Source organism: Paenibacillus sp. J5C2022, from assembly GCF_025567625.1.
Classification (GTDB): domain Bacteria; phylum Bacillota; class Bacilli; order Paenibacillales; family Paenibacillaceae; genus Pristimantibacillus.
The window spans coordinates 48618-67262 of the sequence record NZ_JAOQJC010000006.1 but is presented as its reverse complement, the minus strand read 5'-3'; the positions used below and the strand labels follow the sequence as shown (position 1 = coordinate 67262).

General features: G+C 57.2%; 13 protein-coding genes. All 13 read left to right on the top strand.

The window, feature by feature from the left end:
- Positions 1–8: 8 nt before the first annotated feature.
- The 13 genes from argF (at position 9) to gcvPA (ending at position 18638) form a co-directional block, all read left to right on the top strand.
- Entirely contained in the window at positions 9–965 is a 957-nt protein-coding gene (argF, locus tag M6D81_RS06695; RefSeq protein WP_262676067.1) for an ornithine carbamoyltransferase, read from the top strand.
- A 40-nt stretch (positions 966–1005) separates the two neighbouring features.
- On the top strand, positions 1006–2238 hold the full coding sequence (locus M6D81_RS06690) for an argininosuccinate synthase (protein WP_262676066.1): 1233 nt from the start codon (positions 1006–1008) through the stop codon (positions 2236–2238).
- Positions 2239–2330: 92 nt separating this feature from the next.
- Complete coding sequence (gene argH / locus M6D81_RS06685; RefSeq protein WP_262676065.1) at positions 2331–3746, top strand: argininosuccinate lyase; 1416 nt, start codon at positions 2331–2333, stop codon at positions 3744–3746.
- Positions 3747–4787: 1041 nt separating this feature from the next.
- Positions 4788–6536, top strand: coding sequence for an amylo-alpha-1,6-glucosidase (locus tag M6D81_RS06680; protein ID WP_262676064.1), 1749 nt, complete (start codon positions 4788–4790; stop codon positions 6534–6536).
- An 86-nt stretch (positions 6537–6622) separates the two neighbouring features.
- Complete coding sequence (locus M6D81_RS06675) at positions 6623–6979, top strand: hypothetical protein (protein ID WP_262676063.1); 357 nt, start codon at positions 6623–6625, stop codon at positions 6977–6979.
- 43 nt (positions 6980–7022) lie between these two features.
- Positions 7023–8759: a sensor histidine kinase gene (locus tag M6D81_RS06670; RefSeq protein WP_262676062.1), complete on the top strand. Its 1737-nt coding sequence runs from the start codon at positions 7023–7025 to the stop codon at positions 8757–8759.
- A complete protein-coding gene (locus tag M6D81_RS06665; RefSeq protein ID WP_262676061.1) occupies positions 8752–9906 on the top strand; it encodes a response regulator in 1155 nt (384 codons plus the stop codon). The genes M6D81_RS06670 and M6D81_RS06665 overlap by 8 nt, the downstream gene beginning before the upstream one ends.
- Before the next feature lie 143 nt (positions 9907–10049).
- Positions 10050–11360, top strand: a complete 1311-nt coding sequence (locus M6D81_RS06660; protein ID WP_262676060.1) for an ABC transporter substrate-binding protein — start codon at positions 10050–10052, stop codon at positions 11358–11360.
- Between the two features lie 45 nt (positions 11361–11405).
- Positions 11406–12353, top strand: coding sequence for a carbohydrate ABC transporter permease (locus tag M6D81_RS06655; protein WP_262676059.1), 948 nt, complete (start codon positions 11406–11408; stop codon positions 12351–12353).
- A gap of 12 nt (positions 12354–12365) precedes the next feature.
- The gene (locus tag M6D81_RS06650) at positions 12366–13178 is read left to right on the top strand and encodes a carbohydrate ABC transporter permease (RefSeq protein WP_262676058.1); all 813 of its coding nucleotides are present in this window, start codon (positions 12366–12368) and stop codon (positions 13176–13178) included.
- 38 nt (positions 13179–13216) lie between these two features.
- The gene (locus M6D81_RS06645) at positions 13217–16375 is read left to right on the top strand and encodes a glycoside hydrolase family 2 TIM barrel-domain containing protein (RefSeq protein ID WP_262676057.1); all 3159 of its coding nucleotides are present in this window, start codon (positions 13217–13219) and stop codon (positions 16373–16375) included.
- Positions 16376–16377: 2 nt separating this feature from the next.
- Positions 16378–17151, top strand: a complete 774-nt coding sequence (locus tag M6D81_RS06640; protein WP_262676215.1) for an SDR family NAD(P)-dependent oxidoreductase — start codon at positions 16378–16380, stop codon at positions 17149–17151.
- Positions 17152–17216: 65 nt separating this feature from the next.
- On the top strand, positions 17217–18638 hold the full coding sequence (gene gcvPA / locus M6D81_RS06635) for an aminomethyl-transferring glycine dehydrogenase subunit GcvPA (RefSeq protein ID WP_262676056.1): 1422 nt from the start codon (positions 17217–17219) through the stop codon (positions 18636–18638).
- The last annotated feature ends 7 nt before the right edge of the window (positions 18639–18645 follow it).

The following is an 18645-nucleotide window of genomic DNA, read 5'->3' as shown; positions in this document are numbered from 1 at the left end:
GATATTCCATGCACGCAATTAATGAAGAGCTGGCGCAGAGCATGAAGGGACGCGACTTCCTTATGCTGGTGGATTTCAAGAAGGAGGAGCTGCAATACCTGATCGATCTGGCGATCGACCTGAAGGCGAAGCAGAAAGCCGGCGAGACGCATCAGTTGCTGAAGGGCAAGACGCTGGGCATGATATTCGAGAAGTCGTCCACCCGTACCCGCGTCTCGTTCGAGGTCGGCATGTATCAACTGGGCGGACAAGGGCTGTTCCTCAGCAGCAACGATCTGCAGATCGGCCGCGGCGAGCCGATCTGGGATACGGCTCAGGTGCTGTCGCGTTACCTGGACGGCATTATGATCCGCACCTTCGCTCATCGCAAAGTAGTAGAGCTGGCAAGAGGGGCGACGATCCCGGTCATTAACGGCCTGACAGATCTGTCCCATCCGTGCCAGGCGCTGGCCGACTTCCAGACGATCTACGAGCATAAAGGACGACTGGAAGGGCTGAAGATGGCCTACATCGGCGACGGCAACAATGTGGTTCACTCGCTGATGATGGGCGCAGCGAAGCTTGGCATGCATATGTCGATCGCGACTCCGGAAGGCTACGAGCCGGATTCCGACATCGTGAAGCAGACGATGGCGAACGCGGCGGAGACGGGCTCTCGTCTGGAAGTGGTGCGCGATCCGAAGGAAGCGATTGCCGATGCGGACATCGTTTACACTGACGTATGGGCCAGCATGGGGCAGGAAGAGGAGCAGAAAGAGCGCGAAGCGGCATTCGCCAACTATCAGGTGAACGAAGAGCTGGAGAAGTACGCCAAGGCGGATTACTTGTTTATGCATTGCCTGCCGGCGCATCGCGGCGAAGAAGTGAGCGAGGGCGTCATCGACGGCGGCAATTCCATCATTTTCGACCAGGCGGAGAACCGTCTGCACGCGCAGAAAGCGATTATGGCGGCGATTATGTCCTAAGCAATCACTATATACACGAATAGAGAAGGGAAGTTGGCCCATGGCTAAGCAAAAAATAGTTCTCGCCTATTCCGGCGGGCTGGATACGTCGGTCATTCTGAAATGGCTGAAAGAAACCTATGATGCCGAGATCATCGCATTCACCGCGGATATCGGCCAGAAGGACGAATTGGACGGACTGGAAGCGAAAGCGCTGGCTACCGGCGCTTCCAAAGTGTATATCGATGACCTGCGTGCGGAATTCGCGCAAGACTTCATCTATCCCATGTTCCAGTCGGGCGCGCTCTATGAAGGGCAATACTTGCTGGGCACTTCCATCGCCCGTCCGCTGATCGCGAAGCGGATGGTGGAGATTGCCCGTGCGGAAGGCGCGACGGCGATCGCCCATGGCGCAACGGGCAAAGGCAACGATCAGGTTCGCTTCGAGCTGAACGCTGCGGCGCTTGCACCGGAGATTAGCGTCATTGCGCCTTGGCGTCTGGAGTCGTTCCGCGACCAGTTCCCGGGACGTGCGGAGATGATCGCTTACGCGGAGAAGCATGGCATCCCGGTAACGGCATCGGCGGCGAAGCCTTATTCTACGGATCGCAATCTGTTGCATATCAGCTTCGAGAGCGGCATGCTGGAGGATCCGTGGTTCGATGCCAGCTCCGAAGAGAACGAAAGCATGTATGTGCTGAGCGTATCTCCGGAGCGCGCGCCGGACGAGGCGGAATATGTGGAGCTGACGTTCCAGCAGGGCAATTGTACGGCGATCAACGGCGTAGAGATGAATCCGCTGGAAGCGATGGAGAAGCTGAACGAGCTGGGCGGCAAGCACGGCATCGGCCGTGTCGATATGGTGGAGAACCGCTTCGTCGGCATGAAGAGTCGCGGAGTATACGAGACGCCGGGCGGCACGATTCTATTCACCGCTCATCGCAAGATGGAGTCGTTGACGATGGATCGCGAGGTTATGCATCTGCGCGATTCCTTGATCGCAAAATACAGCCAGCTCGTGTATAATGGCTTCTGGTTCGCGCCGGAGCGTCTGGCGATGCAGGCTCTGGTAACGGAGTCGCAGAAGAACGTGACGGGTGTCGTCCGGTTGAAGCTGTACAAGGGCAATGTGATCGGCGCCGGCGTACAGAGCCCGGTCAGCCTGTACAATCCGGACATTGCGACAATGGAGGCTGATCCTTCCCAGGCCTATGATCAAGGGGATGCGGCAGGCTTCATCGCGCTGAACGCGCTGCGTCTGAAAGTGTCGTCGGGCGTGGAGCAAAACAAATAATATAGAGCGGATAAAGGCGGAAGCTTGCATGGATAACATCATGTCCATCGACAAGCTTCCGTCCCTTGCATCCGGAAGGGAGAGCTAGACCAGTGAGTAAATTATGGGGCGGTCGATTTACGAAGAAGACAGATCAGCTGGTGGAGCAGTATACGGCTTCCATCATGTTCGACAAGGAGATGGCGGAGGAGGATATTCAGGGCAGTCTGGCGCACGTGACGATGCTGGGCAAGCAAGGCATCCTGTCCGATGACGACGTAGATAAGATTAAGGACGGCTTGCATCGCGTACTGCAGCGCATCAAGCGCAACGATATCGAATTCACGATCGGCGACGAAGATATTCATATGAATATCGAGAAGTCGCTCATTGACGATGTCGGCTCTGTCGGCGGAAAGCTGCATACGGGACGCAGTCGCAACGATCAGGTCGCGACGGACATGCATCTGTGGCTTCGCAAGCGCGTCGTGGAGTTCGTAGACATGCTGCATAAGCTGCAATCCGCGCTGGTCGAACAGGCGAAGGCGAATACGGATACGATTCTGCCGGGCTACACGCATCTGCAGCGCGCACAGCCGATTCTGTTCGCGCATCACCTGATGGCTTATGTGTCCATGATCGGACGCGACATCGAGCGGCTGCAGGACAGCTACAAGCGGATCAACGTATTGCCGCTTGGAGCAGGAGCACTGGCCGGCACGACGTTCCCGATCGACCGCCACTTCGTAGCGGAGCAGCTGAAGTTCGATGCGGTGTACGAGAACAGTCTGGACGCGGTAAGCGACCGCGACTTCATCCTGGAGTTCCTGTCGCACGCTTCCATTATTATGATGCATCTGTCCCGCCTCAGCGAAGAGCTGATCATGTGGTCCAGCACAGAATTCAACTTCGTAGAGCTGGATGACGCCTTCTGTACCGGCAGCAGCATTATGCCGCAGAAGAAGAACCCGGACGTGCCGGAACTGGTGCGCGGCAAGACGGGCCGCGTATATGGCAACCTGTTCGGCTTGCTCACGGTGCTGAAGTCCCTTCCGCTTGCCTACAATAAGGACATGCAGGAAGACAAGGAAGGCATGTTCGATACGGTAACGACGCTGCAGGGCGCCTTGCAGCTGTTCGCGCCTATGATCGCGACGATGAAGGTGAACAAGGAGCAGATGCGCAAGGCCGTCAATCAGGACTTCTCCAATGCGACGGATATTGCGGACTTCCTGGTCGGCAAGGGCATGCCTTTCCGCCAGGCGCATGAAGTTATCGGCAAGACGGTGCTCTACTGCATCGAGCAGAACAAATATTTGTTGGATCTGACGCTGGACGAGTTCAAGCAATTCTCCAAGCTGTTCGACGACAGCATCTACGCTATTCTGCAGCCGGAGCAGGTTGTGAACGCCCGCAACGTATACGGCGGCACAGGCAAGACGCAAGTCGAAGCGGCGATCGGCCGGGCCGACGAGGTGCTGGAGCAGACGGCGGCATGGATTGCGGAGTATATGGAGCGGAGCCGTTAGACAAGACGAATAATATAGCAAGGAAGCAAGCCCCTTGCCGTATCCGGGATGGTAGCCTACCGTCCTTCTAGGATGCGGGAAGGGGCTTTTTTATCAGAATTTACCACATAAGAATTTATAAGTTTTCGAGATGCTCGAAATCCAAAATTCTTATTGGCGATAAAACCAACCTTTGAACGCGGTCGCTCATCTTGGAAAGGCCTCGATAGAGGTTTTCTCATAAAATTTTGGGTTGGAGTTGTCTTTCACCTCAACGGTGAGCTGTAAGCGATGTGATCTCGGTTGCAACTTGGGAATATGTATGGAGGATGTCGCCAGGCGTTTCTCTCAACTATATAGAGTTTATAATTTTCGAGTTCAATACCTGACGCCTGTGAATAGACCCGTGTGAGCCGGACTAGTGCAAATCCTACACTGGAGTGCCGAAATTGTGCGTGCGGGCCGGATTAGTGCAATTCCTAAATTGGAGCGCCGAAAGGATGCGTGTGCAGGAAGAGAGCAGGACACAGTCAGGCGTTTTTCTTTTTCATACTCAAGCCTAACAAAATGACGAATCAAGTCGGACAAAAAGAAGAGATTGCCCCACGCTTCCCCACATTCCGAACAAAATGGAGAACAATAGGATGTGCAAGCAAGTCTTCGAAACGTGACAAATCCACTATTCTAAATAGTATATATATTCAAATTATCTTCTTCGGGCCTTGGGAGTGAGTTTGCGAGCCAGACCGCATTTTTATCATTCCAACATTGACCCAAACAACTGGATTTCTTGCTATTAGTTTTTTTGAAGTACCCGTATTGTCACCATGAACTGGATTTTATGCTATTAAATTCACCGTAAGACGAGCAGTTCCCCGTTATGAGCTGATTCAACTGTACGTTTTCCATTTAGAGGGAGCGAAAATGGCGATTCCAACTGCAATAAGTACAAAAAATCCAGTTAGTAGAAGACCTGGAGCGCCGAGACCGAAGAAATGCCACCAAAACAACACCCCGTTCACTCTTTCAACACACACGATTAGCATACGAGGAGGATAAGCGATGAAATTCTCAATCGAGCAAGTGCCTTACAGCCGATACGGTTCATTCCTGGTCGTCTCGCCCTTGAAAGGGGTGAAGGCGATGGACGACGGTCTGTATATTCGAACGGTGCACGGCGGAGATCTGAGCCACGGAGCTGTATTCCGAATTCAGCTGATCCGCAGCTGCGACAACGGCGGCGCATACTCGCCAATTGAACAAGAGGAGATCCAGATTACAGCCGCCCCCGAGGGGGTTACGATCTCGAGCCGCCATGGCGATGCGCAGCTGTGCATAACGGGAGAGCGCTCCTTGCGGATGCGGGCTTCCGGAGTAGGGATAAGGCTGAGCATGACGGGAGGCAGCTACGACTATGCCTCTCCCATGAGCGACGGACGGTGGGAGGTGAACCACTTCACGACGGAATCGCGCTTCATGCTGCAAGCGCTTCAAGGCGGGCTGAAGGTCGAGGCGCCATGGTCGGGCACACGCTGCTCCTACGTCGTCGCCGAGCTGCAGCCGCATGATGATAGAAGGCAGCCCAGCGACAGCCCGTCTGAGGCGGAAGCGATCCTGCAGCAATTCTGGACCGTGCGTCCGCCATTCACGGAGCAGGCGAGCGTCATGGAAGAGGCGATGCAAGAAGCGGGCGACGCATTCCGGGAATGGGTGGGACGCACGCTGCCGGTGCATGAGAAGCAATGGAAAGAAGCGCGGCTGCTCGCCGCTTACATTACATGGTCATGCGTTGTTCCGCAGCAAGGGCTGCTGTCAAGACCGGCGATGTATATGTCCAAGAACTGGATGACCAACATATGGAGCTGGGACCATTGCTTCAATGCGATGGCGCTCGTGCAGGGTCAGCCGCAGCTTGCCTGGGATCAGTTCATGATCTTCTTCGATGTGCAAGAAGAGAGCGGAGCGCTGCCGGACTTCATCAATGACAAATATGCGCTGTGGAACTGCTGCAAGCCGCCGATTCACGGCTGGACGCTGCGCTGGATGCTGGAGCGATCGGATTGGATCGATGAGGGGCGTCTGGCCGAAGCGTACACCCCATTATGCCGCTGGACGAACTGGTGGTTCCAGCAGCGCGACGATAACGGGAACGGCATACCGGAATACCAGCATGGCAATGATTGCGGCTGGGACAACAGCACCGTCTTCCTGGATGGCGGACCGGTAGAGACGCCCGAGCTATGCGCCTTCCTGATCCTGCAATGCGAGACGCTGGAGTTGCTGGCAAGCCGGCTTCGGAAGCCGGATGAGGCTGCGCAATGGCGGCGGAAGGCGGAAGAGCTGACAGAGCTGATGCTGCAGCGGTTCTGGGATGGAGAGAAGTTCGTCGCTTGGGTGAGAGACGAGAAGCGGCTGCCGCAAGGAGACAGCTTGCTGCTCTATATGCCGATCTTGCTCGGCAAGCGGCTGCCGGAGGATGTCTATCGGACCTTGCTTGAGGGCCTGAAGCGGGAGGGGCGCTTCCTGACGGAGCACGGATTCGCCACGGAGAGTATCGCCAGCGCCTTCTACGAAGCGGACGGCTATTGGCGCGGACCGATCTGGGCGCCTGTCATGCTGCTGCTCGTCGACGGCCTGGCCGCGGCAGGCGAGAGCGAGCTGGCGCGTACGGCGGCGCAGCGGTTCTGCCGCATGGCCGCCGCGAGCGGCATGGCGGAGAACTTCGATGCCCTGACGGGAGCGGGGCTGCGTGACCGCGCCTTCACCTGGACGTCCAGCGTATTCCTCATTCTGGCAAGCGAGTACGCCTAGAGAGAAGGTGGACCAAGCCAAGCTGCTCTCAGCACACCGCGCATATCCCCTGTAAGCTTCAGAGGCATTCTCGCAGGGAGGCCGAAGTGGGAAGGGATGAGCGCTATGCTCTCAGCGCACCGCGCATATCCCCTGCGAGCTTCAGGCATTCTCGCAAGAAGGCCGAAGTGGGAAGGGATGAGCGCTATGTTCTCAGCGCACCGCGCATATCCCCTGCGAGCTTCAGGCATTCTCGCAAGAAGGCCGAAGTGGAAGGGGATGAGCGCTATGCTCTCAGCACACCGCGCATATCCCCTGCGAGCATCAGGCATTCTCGCAGCAGGAAGACCGAAGTGAAGGGGATGAGCGCCATAGCGACCCGACGACTGGGCAATCTGGCAGCCAGGCGGCCTAACAACCATTTCCTGCGCTGCAATATGGAGAAAAGCGGGCCGGCGTGTTAAACTTCTGATACACAACGAAGAATGACCAAGGGAGTGCGGCATTATGGCTAAAGCAATGAAAGCATTACTGCAGAAGGCATTCCAGTCTCCGAGGAAGAGCATACGCTTCAAGCTGGCGGGCTTCTTTCTGGTCGCGGCCATTATCCCCTTGTTGTCGCTGGGGTTGTTGTCCTATACCTCCTCATCGAACCTGCTGCATGTCCAGTTCAGCAAGTTCGGACAGAACGCGCTTTCGCAGCTGCAGACGTATCTTGACGACCAGCTTCGGCAGATGGAGCTGACCGCGAATTATATCCATTCCTATTTGCTGGACCCGGCGAAGAGCGTCATTACGGAAGAAATTCCGGTATCCTATTCGCAAATTCAAGAGAAGAACAATTTGGAAGACTTTTTGAAAGCGCTTAATACGGAGGCGCATGCCGGCATTTTCATCGTCACCCGATCCGGCTACTATTACGGACAGAACGTCCTTCAAACGCAAGAGCTTGCGAACGAGTCATGGTGGAGCGATATCCCTCCGACTTATCGGGGTCAATATTGGGCGGGACTGTACGAGCCTCGCCATTATTCGAAGTCTTACGGCAATCCGTCGCGGCGTGTGCTGGGGTTGGTCGTGCCCATTCGCAATCAGGAAGGGCCCCTGCGGGACAGCCGCATATTGATCGAGATGAAGGCCGACGAGCTGTATAGACAGCTGAAGGCTTTCGAGCAGGATATGAACGCCTCCCTGACGATTCGCGACGGCGGCGGCGCTATCGTCTATGCGACGGATGCTACGGAGGTTAGCGCGATGCAGCGGGACGACGACGTCATATGGACGGAGCGGATGGAAGAGAACGACTGGACGATGGAAGCGCGCGTTCCCTATGCGCAGTTCTATCAATCGTCAACCGTCATCCGGCTGTATACCTTTATCAGCGTCGGCATTTCCGTCTTGCTTGCCTTGCTGCTCGCATTCCTGCTGTCCACCTGGTTCACCTCCCGCATCAAGCGATTGAAGGAATCCATGAACAAGGCGAGCACGGGGCGACTGAGTACCCGAATTCCGGTCGATTCCGACGATGAGCTGGGCGTGCTGGGACGCAGCTTCAACCATATGCTGATGCATATCGAGGAGTTGGTGCATGAAGTGACGCGTACGGAGCAGCAGAAGAAGGAAGCGGAGCTGCGGGCGGTGCATTATCAGATCAATCCGCATCTGTTGTTCAATACGCTGAATTCCATACAATGGAAGGCGAGGCTGCAAGGGAACGAGGAGATTCGCCAGATGCTGTATCATCTTACGATGGTGCTGGAGGGCAATCTGAATATTCAGCAGGAACTGGTGACGGTAAAGCGGGAGTTGGAGATGATCGACCACTTCCTGCACATCCAGCGCATCAGGTACGGCGACGTTTTCCGCTACACATGCGAAGCTGATGCATCCGCCATGCAGTATCTGATCCCGAGAATGAGCTTGCAGCCCCTGTTCGAAAATATATTCTTTCACGGCTTCGAAGACGGAGAAGGCACCATCGTGCTGCAGCTTCGCGAAGAGCAGGACAAGCTTGTCCTGACGCTGGCAGATACGGGAGCCGGTATGTCGGAAGAACGCAGACGAACGCTGTTGTCCTCCGGCATGCCTCGCAAGGGAAGGGGCGGGCTGGGCATCGGCAATGTCGATCAGAAGTTCAAGCTTCACTTCGGACCTCTCTATGGCTTATCTATCGATTCCGTCCACGGAGAAGGCACCACCGTAACGATCATCTGGCCCAAGAAGGAGGTCGAATCCATTGCGTGAACCGATTAAAGTGCTTATTGCAGATGACGAGAGCATCGTTCGCAAAGGACTGAAAGCGACGATCAATTGGAGCGAATTCGATATGAGCGTTGTCGCCGACGCCGCGAACGGGAGAAGGGCGTGGGAGAGCTTCCTGGAGCATCGGCCGCAAGTCGTCATTACAGATATTGTTATGCCGGAGATGAATGGGATCGAGCTGACTCGTCGCATTAAAGAAGCCGCCCCCGATACGAAAATTCTGCTCCTCAGCTGTCACCGTGACTTCGAATATGCGCAGCAGGGCATTCAGCTCGGCGTCTCCGGCTACCTGCTCAAGACGGCGTTCGAGGATGATGAGATTCATCGGCTGCTGCGGGGCTTCCGCGAGGAGCTGGGCGCTCCGGCAAGGAAAACGGATGAAGGCGGCGCGGGGCGATGGGAAAGCCGCTTCTGCGCCTGGCTGTATGGCGCTGCTCCGGAGCTGGAGGCGGGACCTCATGCGCAGCCGTTCTGGCTCACGGACGATACGGAGTACCATGTCTACTTGGTGCAGCGGACGGACGGTGTCGCGTCGATTGTGGAAGGGATGCCGTCCGGCTTGCAAGCGGTCTGCGTCACCTGTCACGACGATCGCTGCTATATGTGGTTCCCCTCTGCCGGGAAGAAGGAGATCGACGCTTATCTGATGGAGCAAGCGGGCTGTGACTCCGCCTTGCATTGGTACAAGGGAGGAGCGCAGAGTGGCCTTCCGTCCTGGGAGACGGCGGTGAAGGAACTGCATGCCAAGGCGGAGCGGGACAAGCATTACGGCATTCATTCGGAATGCTGGCCGGATGCGCTGCAGCAGGCGATTCATATTGTCGCTCAGGACTTGAAGCACCCCTGGTCCGTCAGCGAAGTCGCGGCGCGCGTAGGCTTGAGCCGCAGCCACTTCAGCACGCTGTTCAAGCGGGTGACCGGGGAGAACTTCATCGAGTTCCTGTACCGGATCAGACTGCGGGTCGCGCGCGACATGCTGGCGAACACCTCACTTACGCAACAGGACATTGCGGAGCATATCGGTCTTATTGACGGCAAGTACTTCAGCAAGTGGTTCAAGCGATCCAGCAACGAGACGCCAAGTGAATACCGGCAACGACAAAAGAGAGAACGGGAGCAAACAAAATAAAGAAACGATGCAAGCTCTCCCCGCTATCGAACAAAATGGGGTACAAAAGAAAACGTTTACAAGTGTTGAACCGCTTTCATTCTCGATACAATGAAAGCGGTTCAACAATTTCCGACCACCAGAACAAAGGGGGATACAAGAAGATGAAGAGATCGGCTATTGTACTTCTCGCCACTTGCATGATGCTCGTATTCGCGCTAAGCGCATGCAGCAATTCCGGCAACGGAAACGAGACAGGGAGCAACGCAAGCAACAATAAAAATGAAACCGCTTCAGAAGGCGGGGACTCCGGAGGGAAGAAGGAGCAAGTGACGGTAAGATTCGCCACATGGGATTCCGGAGAAGCCTTGAAAATTCAACAGGATATTGCCAAAAAATTCGAACAGCAGCACCCCGGCATCAAAGTGCAGGTAGAGCCGTACAGCGACGGCTTCGATCAGAAGCTGGCCGCCGGATTCGGCGCAAGCAACCCGCCGGATGTCATGTACATGTGGGATTTCCCGACTTATTACAAATCGCTGGAGCCGCTGGACAGCTTCGTGGAGCAAGACGGCAGCCTCGGCATCGACGACTTCTATCCCGGACTGTTCGCTTACAACAAGGTAGACGACAAGCTGTACGGCTTGCCGGCGGGATTCACCACCCGCGTCTTCTATTACAACAAGAAGCTGTTCGACGATGCCGGTGTCGACTACCCGCAGGACGGCTGGACGTGGGACGATATGGCGGAGATTGCGAAGAAGCTGACCGACAAGGGCAAGAAGCAATACGGCCTCGGCATTCGCGCCGACAACGATACGTACGACCTGCAAGGCTTCGTCTGGAGCAACGGGAGCAGCTTCATTAGCGACGACGGCAGCGCAATCGAAGGCTACATGAACAGCAAGGAGACGGCAGAAGCAATTGGTGTGCTGGGAAGCGCTGTGAAGGAAGGCTACGGCGTACTGGTCGGCGGCAAAAACCAGCAGAGCGGCGACGATATTTTCAAAGCGGGCAAGATTGCGATGTGGGAAAGCGGCATATGGCCGCTGGAAGGCTTCAAGGAAGCGGGCATCGATGTCGGCACGGTAGAGCCGCCTGCATTCCCGGGCAAGCCGGTGAAGGGCGTGCTCGCGCAATCCGCGGTCTCCATCGCCAAGGATTCCAAGCATAAGCAGGAAGCCTGGGAGTTCGTGAAGTTCTATGTGTCGGAGGAAGCGATCAAGATGAGAACGGCAGACCTGCCGATCCGCATCAGCGTTGTCGAAGAGAAGGGATTGAAGGACGATGCGCTGTACAAGCCGTTCTACACGATGCTGGAGCGCTCGTCGAACGGACCGGCCTTCCTGCTGCACCCGAACTGGGGCCAGATCAATCGCAATCTGTCCACGGCTGTGGAGGCGATCATGCTCGGCCAAGATCCGCAGGAGATGCTGGATAAAGCCGTGAAGGATTCAGCCAAGTTCCTGCAATAAAATCCGCTTTACAAGTTCAACCACAGTAGGAAAGGGGCCGTTACGATGGCAACAAGCGACACCACAATCGTTCCTCCTTCCGCCGGAAAGCGAAATCGGTTATTCAGGAGGGGTAGGGCTATTCCCTACCTCTTCATTTTACCCTGGATCATCGGCTTATTCGCTTTTACGCTGGGACCGCTCATCTTCTCCCTGATCATCAGTTTCTTCGACTGGCCGATTGTCGGGGAAGTGACGTTCGTCGGATTCCGCAATTATATCGAAATGTTCACCCAAGACTCCATGTTCTGGAGCTCGCTGTGGGTCACGGTCAAGTTCGCCGCCTTGTTCGTACCGCTCAACATTATTATCGCGCTGGCGCTGGCCATGATGCTGAATGTGAACATGCGCGGCAAGGCGATATTCCGCACCATCTTCTATATGCCGTCGGTCATCTCGGGCGTGGCGCTGGCCATGATCTGGGCCTGGGTGTTCAGCGGTGAATACGGCATTCTCAACTACTTCCTGTCGCTGCTCGGCATGGAAGGGCCGGACTGGCTGAACAGCACGACATGGGCGCCGGTCGCGATCGTGATCGCAAGTCTGTGGGGACAGGGCACGATGATGCTGATCTTCCTCGCAGGATTGAAGAATATCCCGAAGGAGCTGTACGAGGCGGCATCGATCGACGGGGCGGACAAGCTGAAGCAATTCCTGAAGGTTACGTTGCCCATGCTCAGCCCGACCATTCTGTTCAACCTGATTACGACGATTATCGTGGCGTTCCAGCAGCTGACGCTTGCGCTTGTGCTCACCGGCGGCGGTCCGATGCGCTCCACCTACTTCTACGCCATGTACATGTACGAGAATGCGTTCAAGTTCAGCAAGATGGGCTATGCATCGGCCAACGCCTGGTTCATGTTCCTGATCGTGCTGACGCTCACGATGCTTGTGTTCAAGTCGTCCAGCATGTGGGTGTATTACGAGGGTGAAATGAAAGCGAAACGCAAGTGAGGAGGGAATAGGATGAAGAGACCGCTTATATATATTTTATTGATCTTCCTGTCCGTCCTGTTCCTGGCGCCGTTCTTCTGGATGCTGACGACTTCGCTGAAGTCGCCGCAGGAGCTGTATGTGTATCCGCCTCGCTGGATACCTTCCGAGCTGCTGCTGAACAACTTCGCCAAGGCGTGGCAGTCACAGCCGTTCAATCGATTCCTGGAAAATTCGGTGATTGTCACGGTCGCCTCGCTCATCGGCCAGCTGATCTCTTCGGCGCTTGTCGCCTACGGATTCGCCCGGTTCCGGTTCAAGGGCCGTGATGCGCTGTTTATCATCCTGCTGTCGACGATGATGATTCCTTGGGAAGTGACGATGATTCCGCTCTATATGGAATTCAATTATCTCGGCTGGATCAATACGCTGAAGCCGCTTATCGTGCCCGCCTGGTTCGGAGCGCCGTTCTTCATCTTCCTGCTGCGCCAGTTCATTATGACGATACCGGTCGAGCTGGAAGACGCGGCAAGAATCGACGGAGCCAACCCGTTCCAGACTTTCGTCCGGGTCATTGTGCCGCTTATGGTGCCGGCTCTGATTCTGGTCGGCGTATTCCATATTCTCAACAGCTGGAACGATTACCTCGGCCCGCTTATCTTCCTGAACGATCAGAGCAAGTATACGTTGACGCTCGGACTTGCCCAGTTCAGAGGCATGTACGGCGTCGATATGGAAGGCATTATGGCCGTTACTTCGCTGATCTGCATCCCTCCGCTGGCCATCTTCTTCTTCGCGCAGCGGTACATTGTGGAGGGCGTGGCGGGTACGGGGATTAAAGGATAGGAGCAGCATGGCATAACAGAGACGAGAGGAGCAAGATTATGAATGAATGGGATAAAAGGCCGGATTGGCAGCGGTTGGACGTGCTGGAACGCGGCCGCGAGGCGGGACGAGCTTATTTCATCCCGTATCCCGACAAGCGGTCGGCGCTGACCGGCGACCGCGGGAATTCCCCCTGGTTCCGGCTGCTGAACGGCACATGGAAGTTCCACTATGCGGAAGCGCCGCATCTGGCGCCGGACCGCTTCTGCGAAGACGAATTCAACGCTGAGTCGTGGAGGGATATCGCCGTTCCGGGACACTGGCAGCTGCAAGGCTGCGGCAAGCCGCATTATACCGATCTGTACTACCCGTTCCCGATCGATCCGCCGCTTGTACCCAGCGACAATCCGACGGGCTGCTACAGACGCGAGTTCAAGCTTCCCGCCGCATGGCTGTCGCATAAGGTGACGCTGCGGTTCGAAGGCGTGGACAGCGCGTTCCATGTATGGGTGAACGGTCAATTCGTAGGATACAGTCAAGGAAGCCGGCTGCCGTCGGAATTCGACATCTCCCGGCATATTCGGGAAGGCGCCAATAATATAGCCGTGAAAGTGTATCAATGGTCGGATGGCAGTTACATCGAAGATCAGGATATGTGGTGGCTGAGCGGCATCTTCCGCGACGTCTCGCTTATCGCGCAGCCGCTCGTTCATATTCGCGACTTTACGGTGCGCACGATACTGCCGGAGGGGACGAATGGAGAGACTTCAGCCGCCTCCGCCGCCGAGTTAACGGTAGATATGGATATCGCAAGCGGCAATTCTTCAGCCGATGCTGCACGCGAAGCTTACACGCTGGAGTATACTTTGATCGATCACGCTACAGGGCAAGCATGTGCGGAGCATGCAAGCGATACGTTGTTCATCTCCGGCGGAGAGGAGCAGTCCATTCCCGCGAAGATAACGGTGGCCGCTCCCAAGCTGTGGTCGGCGGAGCAGCCATCCTTATATACATTGTTACTGACACTGAAGTATGCGGACGGGACCGTTGCGGAAGTCGTGCCGTGCCGTGTCGGCTTCCGCCATATCGAGGTCAGCGGCGGACTAATGCGGGTGAACGGCGTGCCGATTACGTTGAAGGGCGTCAACCGCCACGATCATCATCCCGTGCTGGGCCGTTATGTGCCATACGAGATCATGAAGCAAGATGTGCTGATAATGAAGCGGCACAATATCAATGCCGTCCGCACGGCGCATTATCCGAACGATCCGCGCTTCTACGACCTGTGCGACGAATACGGCTTGTATGTCATCGACGAGGCGGATCTGGAGTGCCACGGCGTTGAGCTGATCGGCAAGCCGGACATGCTCAGTGACGATCCTGCATGGGAAGCGGCGTATGTTGAACGGGTCGCCCGTATGGTGGAACGCGACAAAAATCATCCTTCCATCATCATGTGGTCGCTCGGCAACGAATCGGGCTTCGGCTGCAACCAGCGGGCGATGAGTGCCTGGTGCAAGGCGGCCGATCCGACCCGGCTCGTGCATTACGAAGGCGACCGGGAAGCAGAAGTATGCGATGTCGTCAGCACGATGTATTCCTCCGTCGAGAAGATGACGGACTTCGGCAAGCGCACCGACCCCGACAAGCCGCATATTCTGTGCGAATACGGCCATGCGATGGGCAACGGTCCCGGGGGCTTGCAGGAATACGAGGAAGTGTTCCGGACTTACGCGCGGCTGCAAGGCGGCTTCATCTGGGAGTGGATCGATCATGGTCTGGAGCAGAAGCGGGAGGACGGCACGCGCTTCTACGCCTACGGCGGCGATTTCGGCGACGAGCCGAATAACGGCAACTTCTGCCTGGACGGGCTGATCATGCCGGATCGCACGCCGTCTCCGGCGCTGCTGGAATATAAGAAGACGATTGAGCCGGTTACGATCGAGTCGTATACGCTCGATCACGGCGAGTTCGTCATTCGCAACCGCTATGACTTCCTGACGCTGGAGCATGTGAGGCTCGTATGGTCCGTCAAGGCAGGCGGCGGCGAGCTCATCGACAGCGGGGCGCTCGACCTGCCGCCGATACGCGCCGGCGAGAGCGGAGTCGTCCGGCTGCCGGCAGGAGCTGTCCGATCCGAGGGGGCGGACGCTTGGCTGCGAATCGGCTTCGTGCTTGCGACAGACGAGCCGTGGGCGGCAAGCGGGCATGAGCTGGCGTGGGAGCAGCTCCGGCTTCCGGCGCTCGCCGGCTCCAGGCAGTGGGACGAATCGGATCGTTCCTTAGCCATGTTCGGGGATCTCAGCTGCGAGCGTACGGAGTCGAAGCTGGTCGTCTCCGGCGATCGCTTCGCGATGACCTTCGATCTGCCGTCGGCCGCGCTGACCGATTGGAAGTACGAAGGCAGCTCCCTGCTGAGGACGGGACCCGTCCTCACGTTCTGGAGAGCGGCGATTGACAACGATATGTATGTCGTCCAGGAATGGCGGAAGCAGCATCTTGACCGATTAATGACGCGCGTGGATGGCTGGGATGTTGCGGCTGGCGAAGATGGCTGCGTCAGGGTAGCCTTCAAGCTGCGAATAGCGCCGCCGGTCTATGACTGGGGCTTCGCCTGCGAGGCGGTCTATACGATTCGCAAGGACGGCTTCGTCACGCTGCGGACATCCGGAACGCCTCAGGGCAAGCCGCCGGAGCTGCTTCCCAGAATCGGCTGGCGGCTGGAGCTGCCCTGTGAGATGCGGCATGCCGCATGGTACGGACGCGGTCCCGGCGAGAGCTACTCCGACAGCAAGCGGGCCAGCGCCATGGGCCACTACCGCTGCGATGTCGAGAAGCTGCAAGTGCCTTATGTGTTCCCGCAGGAGAATGGCAACCGGACCGACGTGCGCTGGACGGCGCTTCACGACGACCGGGGCGTCGGACTGCTGGCTTGCGGCATGCCGGAGCTGAACTTCAGCGCTCATTACTATACGACGGAAGACTGGGACAAGGCGAAGCACCGTTATGAATTGGAGCGGAAGGAATACGTCACCTGGCATCTGGACTGGAAGCAATCCGGACTGGGCAGCAACAGCTGCGGTCCCGGACAATTGCCGCCTTACCGCGTCACGCCGGAGCCGTTCGAATTCCGGATCGGGCTAATGCCATTCCACACCGAGGAGATTACTCCCGCTGTATTGGGGAGCACATTGCTGCAAAGGAGCGGACAGAAATGACCATGACCAATATAGACGAACTGTTGAATTTACGCGGCAAAGTAGCTGTCGTAACGGGAGGAGCCGCGGGCATCGGCCTGGCGACGGCTCGAACGCTGGCGAAGTACGGCGCGAAGGTCGCGATCATCGATATTCACAAGGAGCAGGAAGCGGCTGCCGATATTGCCGCTGCAGGCGGCGAAGTGTCGGGCTTCCGCTGCGATGTGACGAATGCGGCGCAATGCGAGGCGGCGGTTCATGCCATCAAGCAGCAATATGGCCGGATCGACATTCTGTTCAACAATGCGGGCGTCATTCGCCGCAAGTCGGTCGTCGAGCTGGAGGAGCGGGAATGGGATCTGGTCGTCGACGTATCGCTGAAGGGGGCGTACTTGCTGTCCAAGTACGCCATCCCGATTATGGCCGAAGGCGGAGGAGGCAGCATCGTCAACACCGGCTCCGGCTGGGGGCTGAAGGGCGGCGATCAAGCGGCCGCATACTGCGCCGCCAAGGCAGGCATTGTCAATCTGACCAAAGCGATGGCGATCGACCACGGTCGCCCGGGCATTCGCGTCAACTGCGTATGCCCGGGCGATACGGATACAGAATTGCTGCGCGACGAGGCGCGGCAGCTGCAGCTGGAGGAGCAAGCCTTCCTTCATTCTTCCGCCGACCGTCCGCTTGCCCGTCTCGGCACGCCGCAGGACATTGCGAACGCCGTCTTGTTCCTCGCCAGCGATATGTCGCTATGGGTGAGCGGATCGGTGCTTGTCGTAGACGGAGGCGGACTGGCGTAACCGCGGTCAAATCACGGTGATATCGTGGCGTAATCGTATTGATTAACGAACTGGAGGAGAACGAGATGACACGCAACAATCGGGCATCCCACCCTTATATTCCCAATACCGTACCGGAAGTGCAGGAAGCGATGCTGCGCGAGATCGGCATCTCCGATGTGGAGGAGTTGTATGTCTCGATACCGCAGCAGCTCAGGCTTCGGAAGCCCATGAATCTGCCGCCCGCGCTTGCGGAATACGAGCTTCAGCGCCATATTGAGCGGGTGACGAGCCGCAATGTCAGCTCCAGAGAAGCGGTCAGCTTCCTCGGCGGGGGCTGCTGGCAGCACTTCATCCCGGCCGTCTGCGACGAGATTGGCCAGCGCTCGGAGTTCGTCACGGCATACGCGGGCGAGCCGTATGAGGATCATGGCCGCTTCCAGGCTTTGTTCGAATATCAAAGCTTGATGGCGGAGCTGCTGGATATGGATGTAGTGAACGTGCCCACATTCGACTGGGCACAAGCGGCGGCGACGGCGCTTCGGATGGCGGGCCGCATGACGGAACGCAAGCGCGTACTGATAGCGGGATCGGTCAGTGCGGACAAGCTCCGCATTATCGTCAACTACTGCCATCCCCAGGTGGAAGTGCAGTCTATTGCATTCGACGGAGCGACGGGCTTGATGGATCTGAACGATCTGGAGACAAAGCTGTCGCCGGACGTGGCTGCCGTCTACTTCGAGAATCCCGGCTATATGGGCATGATCGAGCATCAAGGACGGACGATTGCCGATATGGCCCATCGCGCGGGAGCGGAGTGCGTCGTCGGCGTGGACCCTAGCTCCCTAGGGGTGCTGGCGCCGCCTTCGGCCTACGGGGCGGATATCGTCTGCGGCGATCTGCAGCCGCTGGGCATCCGCATGAACTACGGCGGAGGGCAAGCCGGATTCATCGCCACCCGTGACGAGCCGCGCTACGTCATGGAGTACCCGTCCCGCCTGTTCGGCATCGCTCCTACCTCTGTCGATGGGGAGTACGGCTTCGGCGACGTCGCATACGAGCGCACCTCCTTCGCCTTGCGCGAGAAGGGCAAGGAGTCGGTCGGCACGCAGACGGCGCTATGGGGCATTGTCGCCGGCGTCTATCTGGCGCTGATGGGGCCGTACGGCATGCAGGAGCTGGGGACGACCATTATGCAGAAGTCGCAATATGCCGCCAATCGTCTGACGGCAATTCCGGGCGTGCATATGAGATTCGGCGCATCGTACTTCAAGGAGTTCGTCCTGGACTTGAATGGGACGGGCATGACCGTGAAGACGGTCAACGAGCAACTGTTGGAAGCAGGCATCTTCGGGGGCAAGGACTTGTCGGAAGAGTTCCCTGAGCTGGGGCAGTGCGCCCTCTATTGCGTCACGGAAGTCATTAGCCAAGAGGAGATTGACCGACTGGCCGATGCGCTCTCGGCTATCATAGCGCAAGCGGCGGCCAATGGAGATAAGGAAGCATAAGGCGAAA

What these genes read in the sequence shown, in the direction of transcription:
- argF (WP_262676067.1), top strand. Translation starts at nt 9, where the DNA reads ATGCACGCAATTAATGAAGAGCTGGCGCAGAGCATGAAGGGACGCGAC.
- M6D81_RS06690 (WP_262676066.1), top strand. Translation starts at nt 1,006, where the DNA reads ATGGCTAAGCAAAAAATAGTTCTCGCCTATTCCGGCGGGCTGGATACG.
- M6D81_RS06680 (WP_262676064.1), top strand. Translation starts at nt 4,788, where the DNA reads ATGAAATTCTCAATCGAGCAAGTGCCTTACAGCCGATACGGTTCATTC.
- M6D81_RS06670 (WP_262676062.1), top strand. Translation starts at nt 7,023, where the DNA reads ATGGCTAAAGCAATGAAAGCATTACTGCAGAAGGCATTCCAGTCTCCG.
- M6D81_RS06660 (WP_262676060.1), top strand. Translation starts at nt 10,050, where the DNA reads ATGAAGAGATCGGCTATTGTACTTCTCGCCACTTGCATGATGCTCGTA.
- M6D81_RS06655 (WP_262676059.1), top strand. Translation starts at nt 11,406, where the DNA reads ATGGCAACAAGCGACACCACAATCGTTCCTCCTTCCGCCGGAAAGCGA.
- M6D81_RS06650 (WP_262676058.1), top strand. Translation starts at nt 12,366, where the DNA reads ATGAAGAGACCGCTTATATATATTTTATTGATCTTCCTGTCCGTCCTG.
- M6D81_RS06645 (WP_262676057.1), top strand. Translation starts at nt 13,217, where the DNA reads ATGAATGAATGGGATAAAAGGCCGGATTGGCAGCGGTTGGACGTGCTG.
- M6D81_RS06640 (WP_262676215.1), top strand. Translation starts at nt 16,378, where the DNA reads ATGACCAATATAGACGAACTGTTGAATTTACGCGGCAAAGTAGCTGTC.
- gcvPA (WP_262676056.1), top strand. Translation starts at nt 17,217, where the DNA reads ATGACACGCAACAATCGGGCATCCCACCCTTATATTCCCAATACCGTA.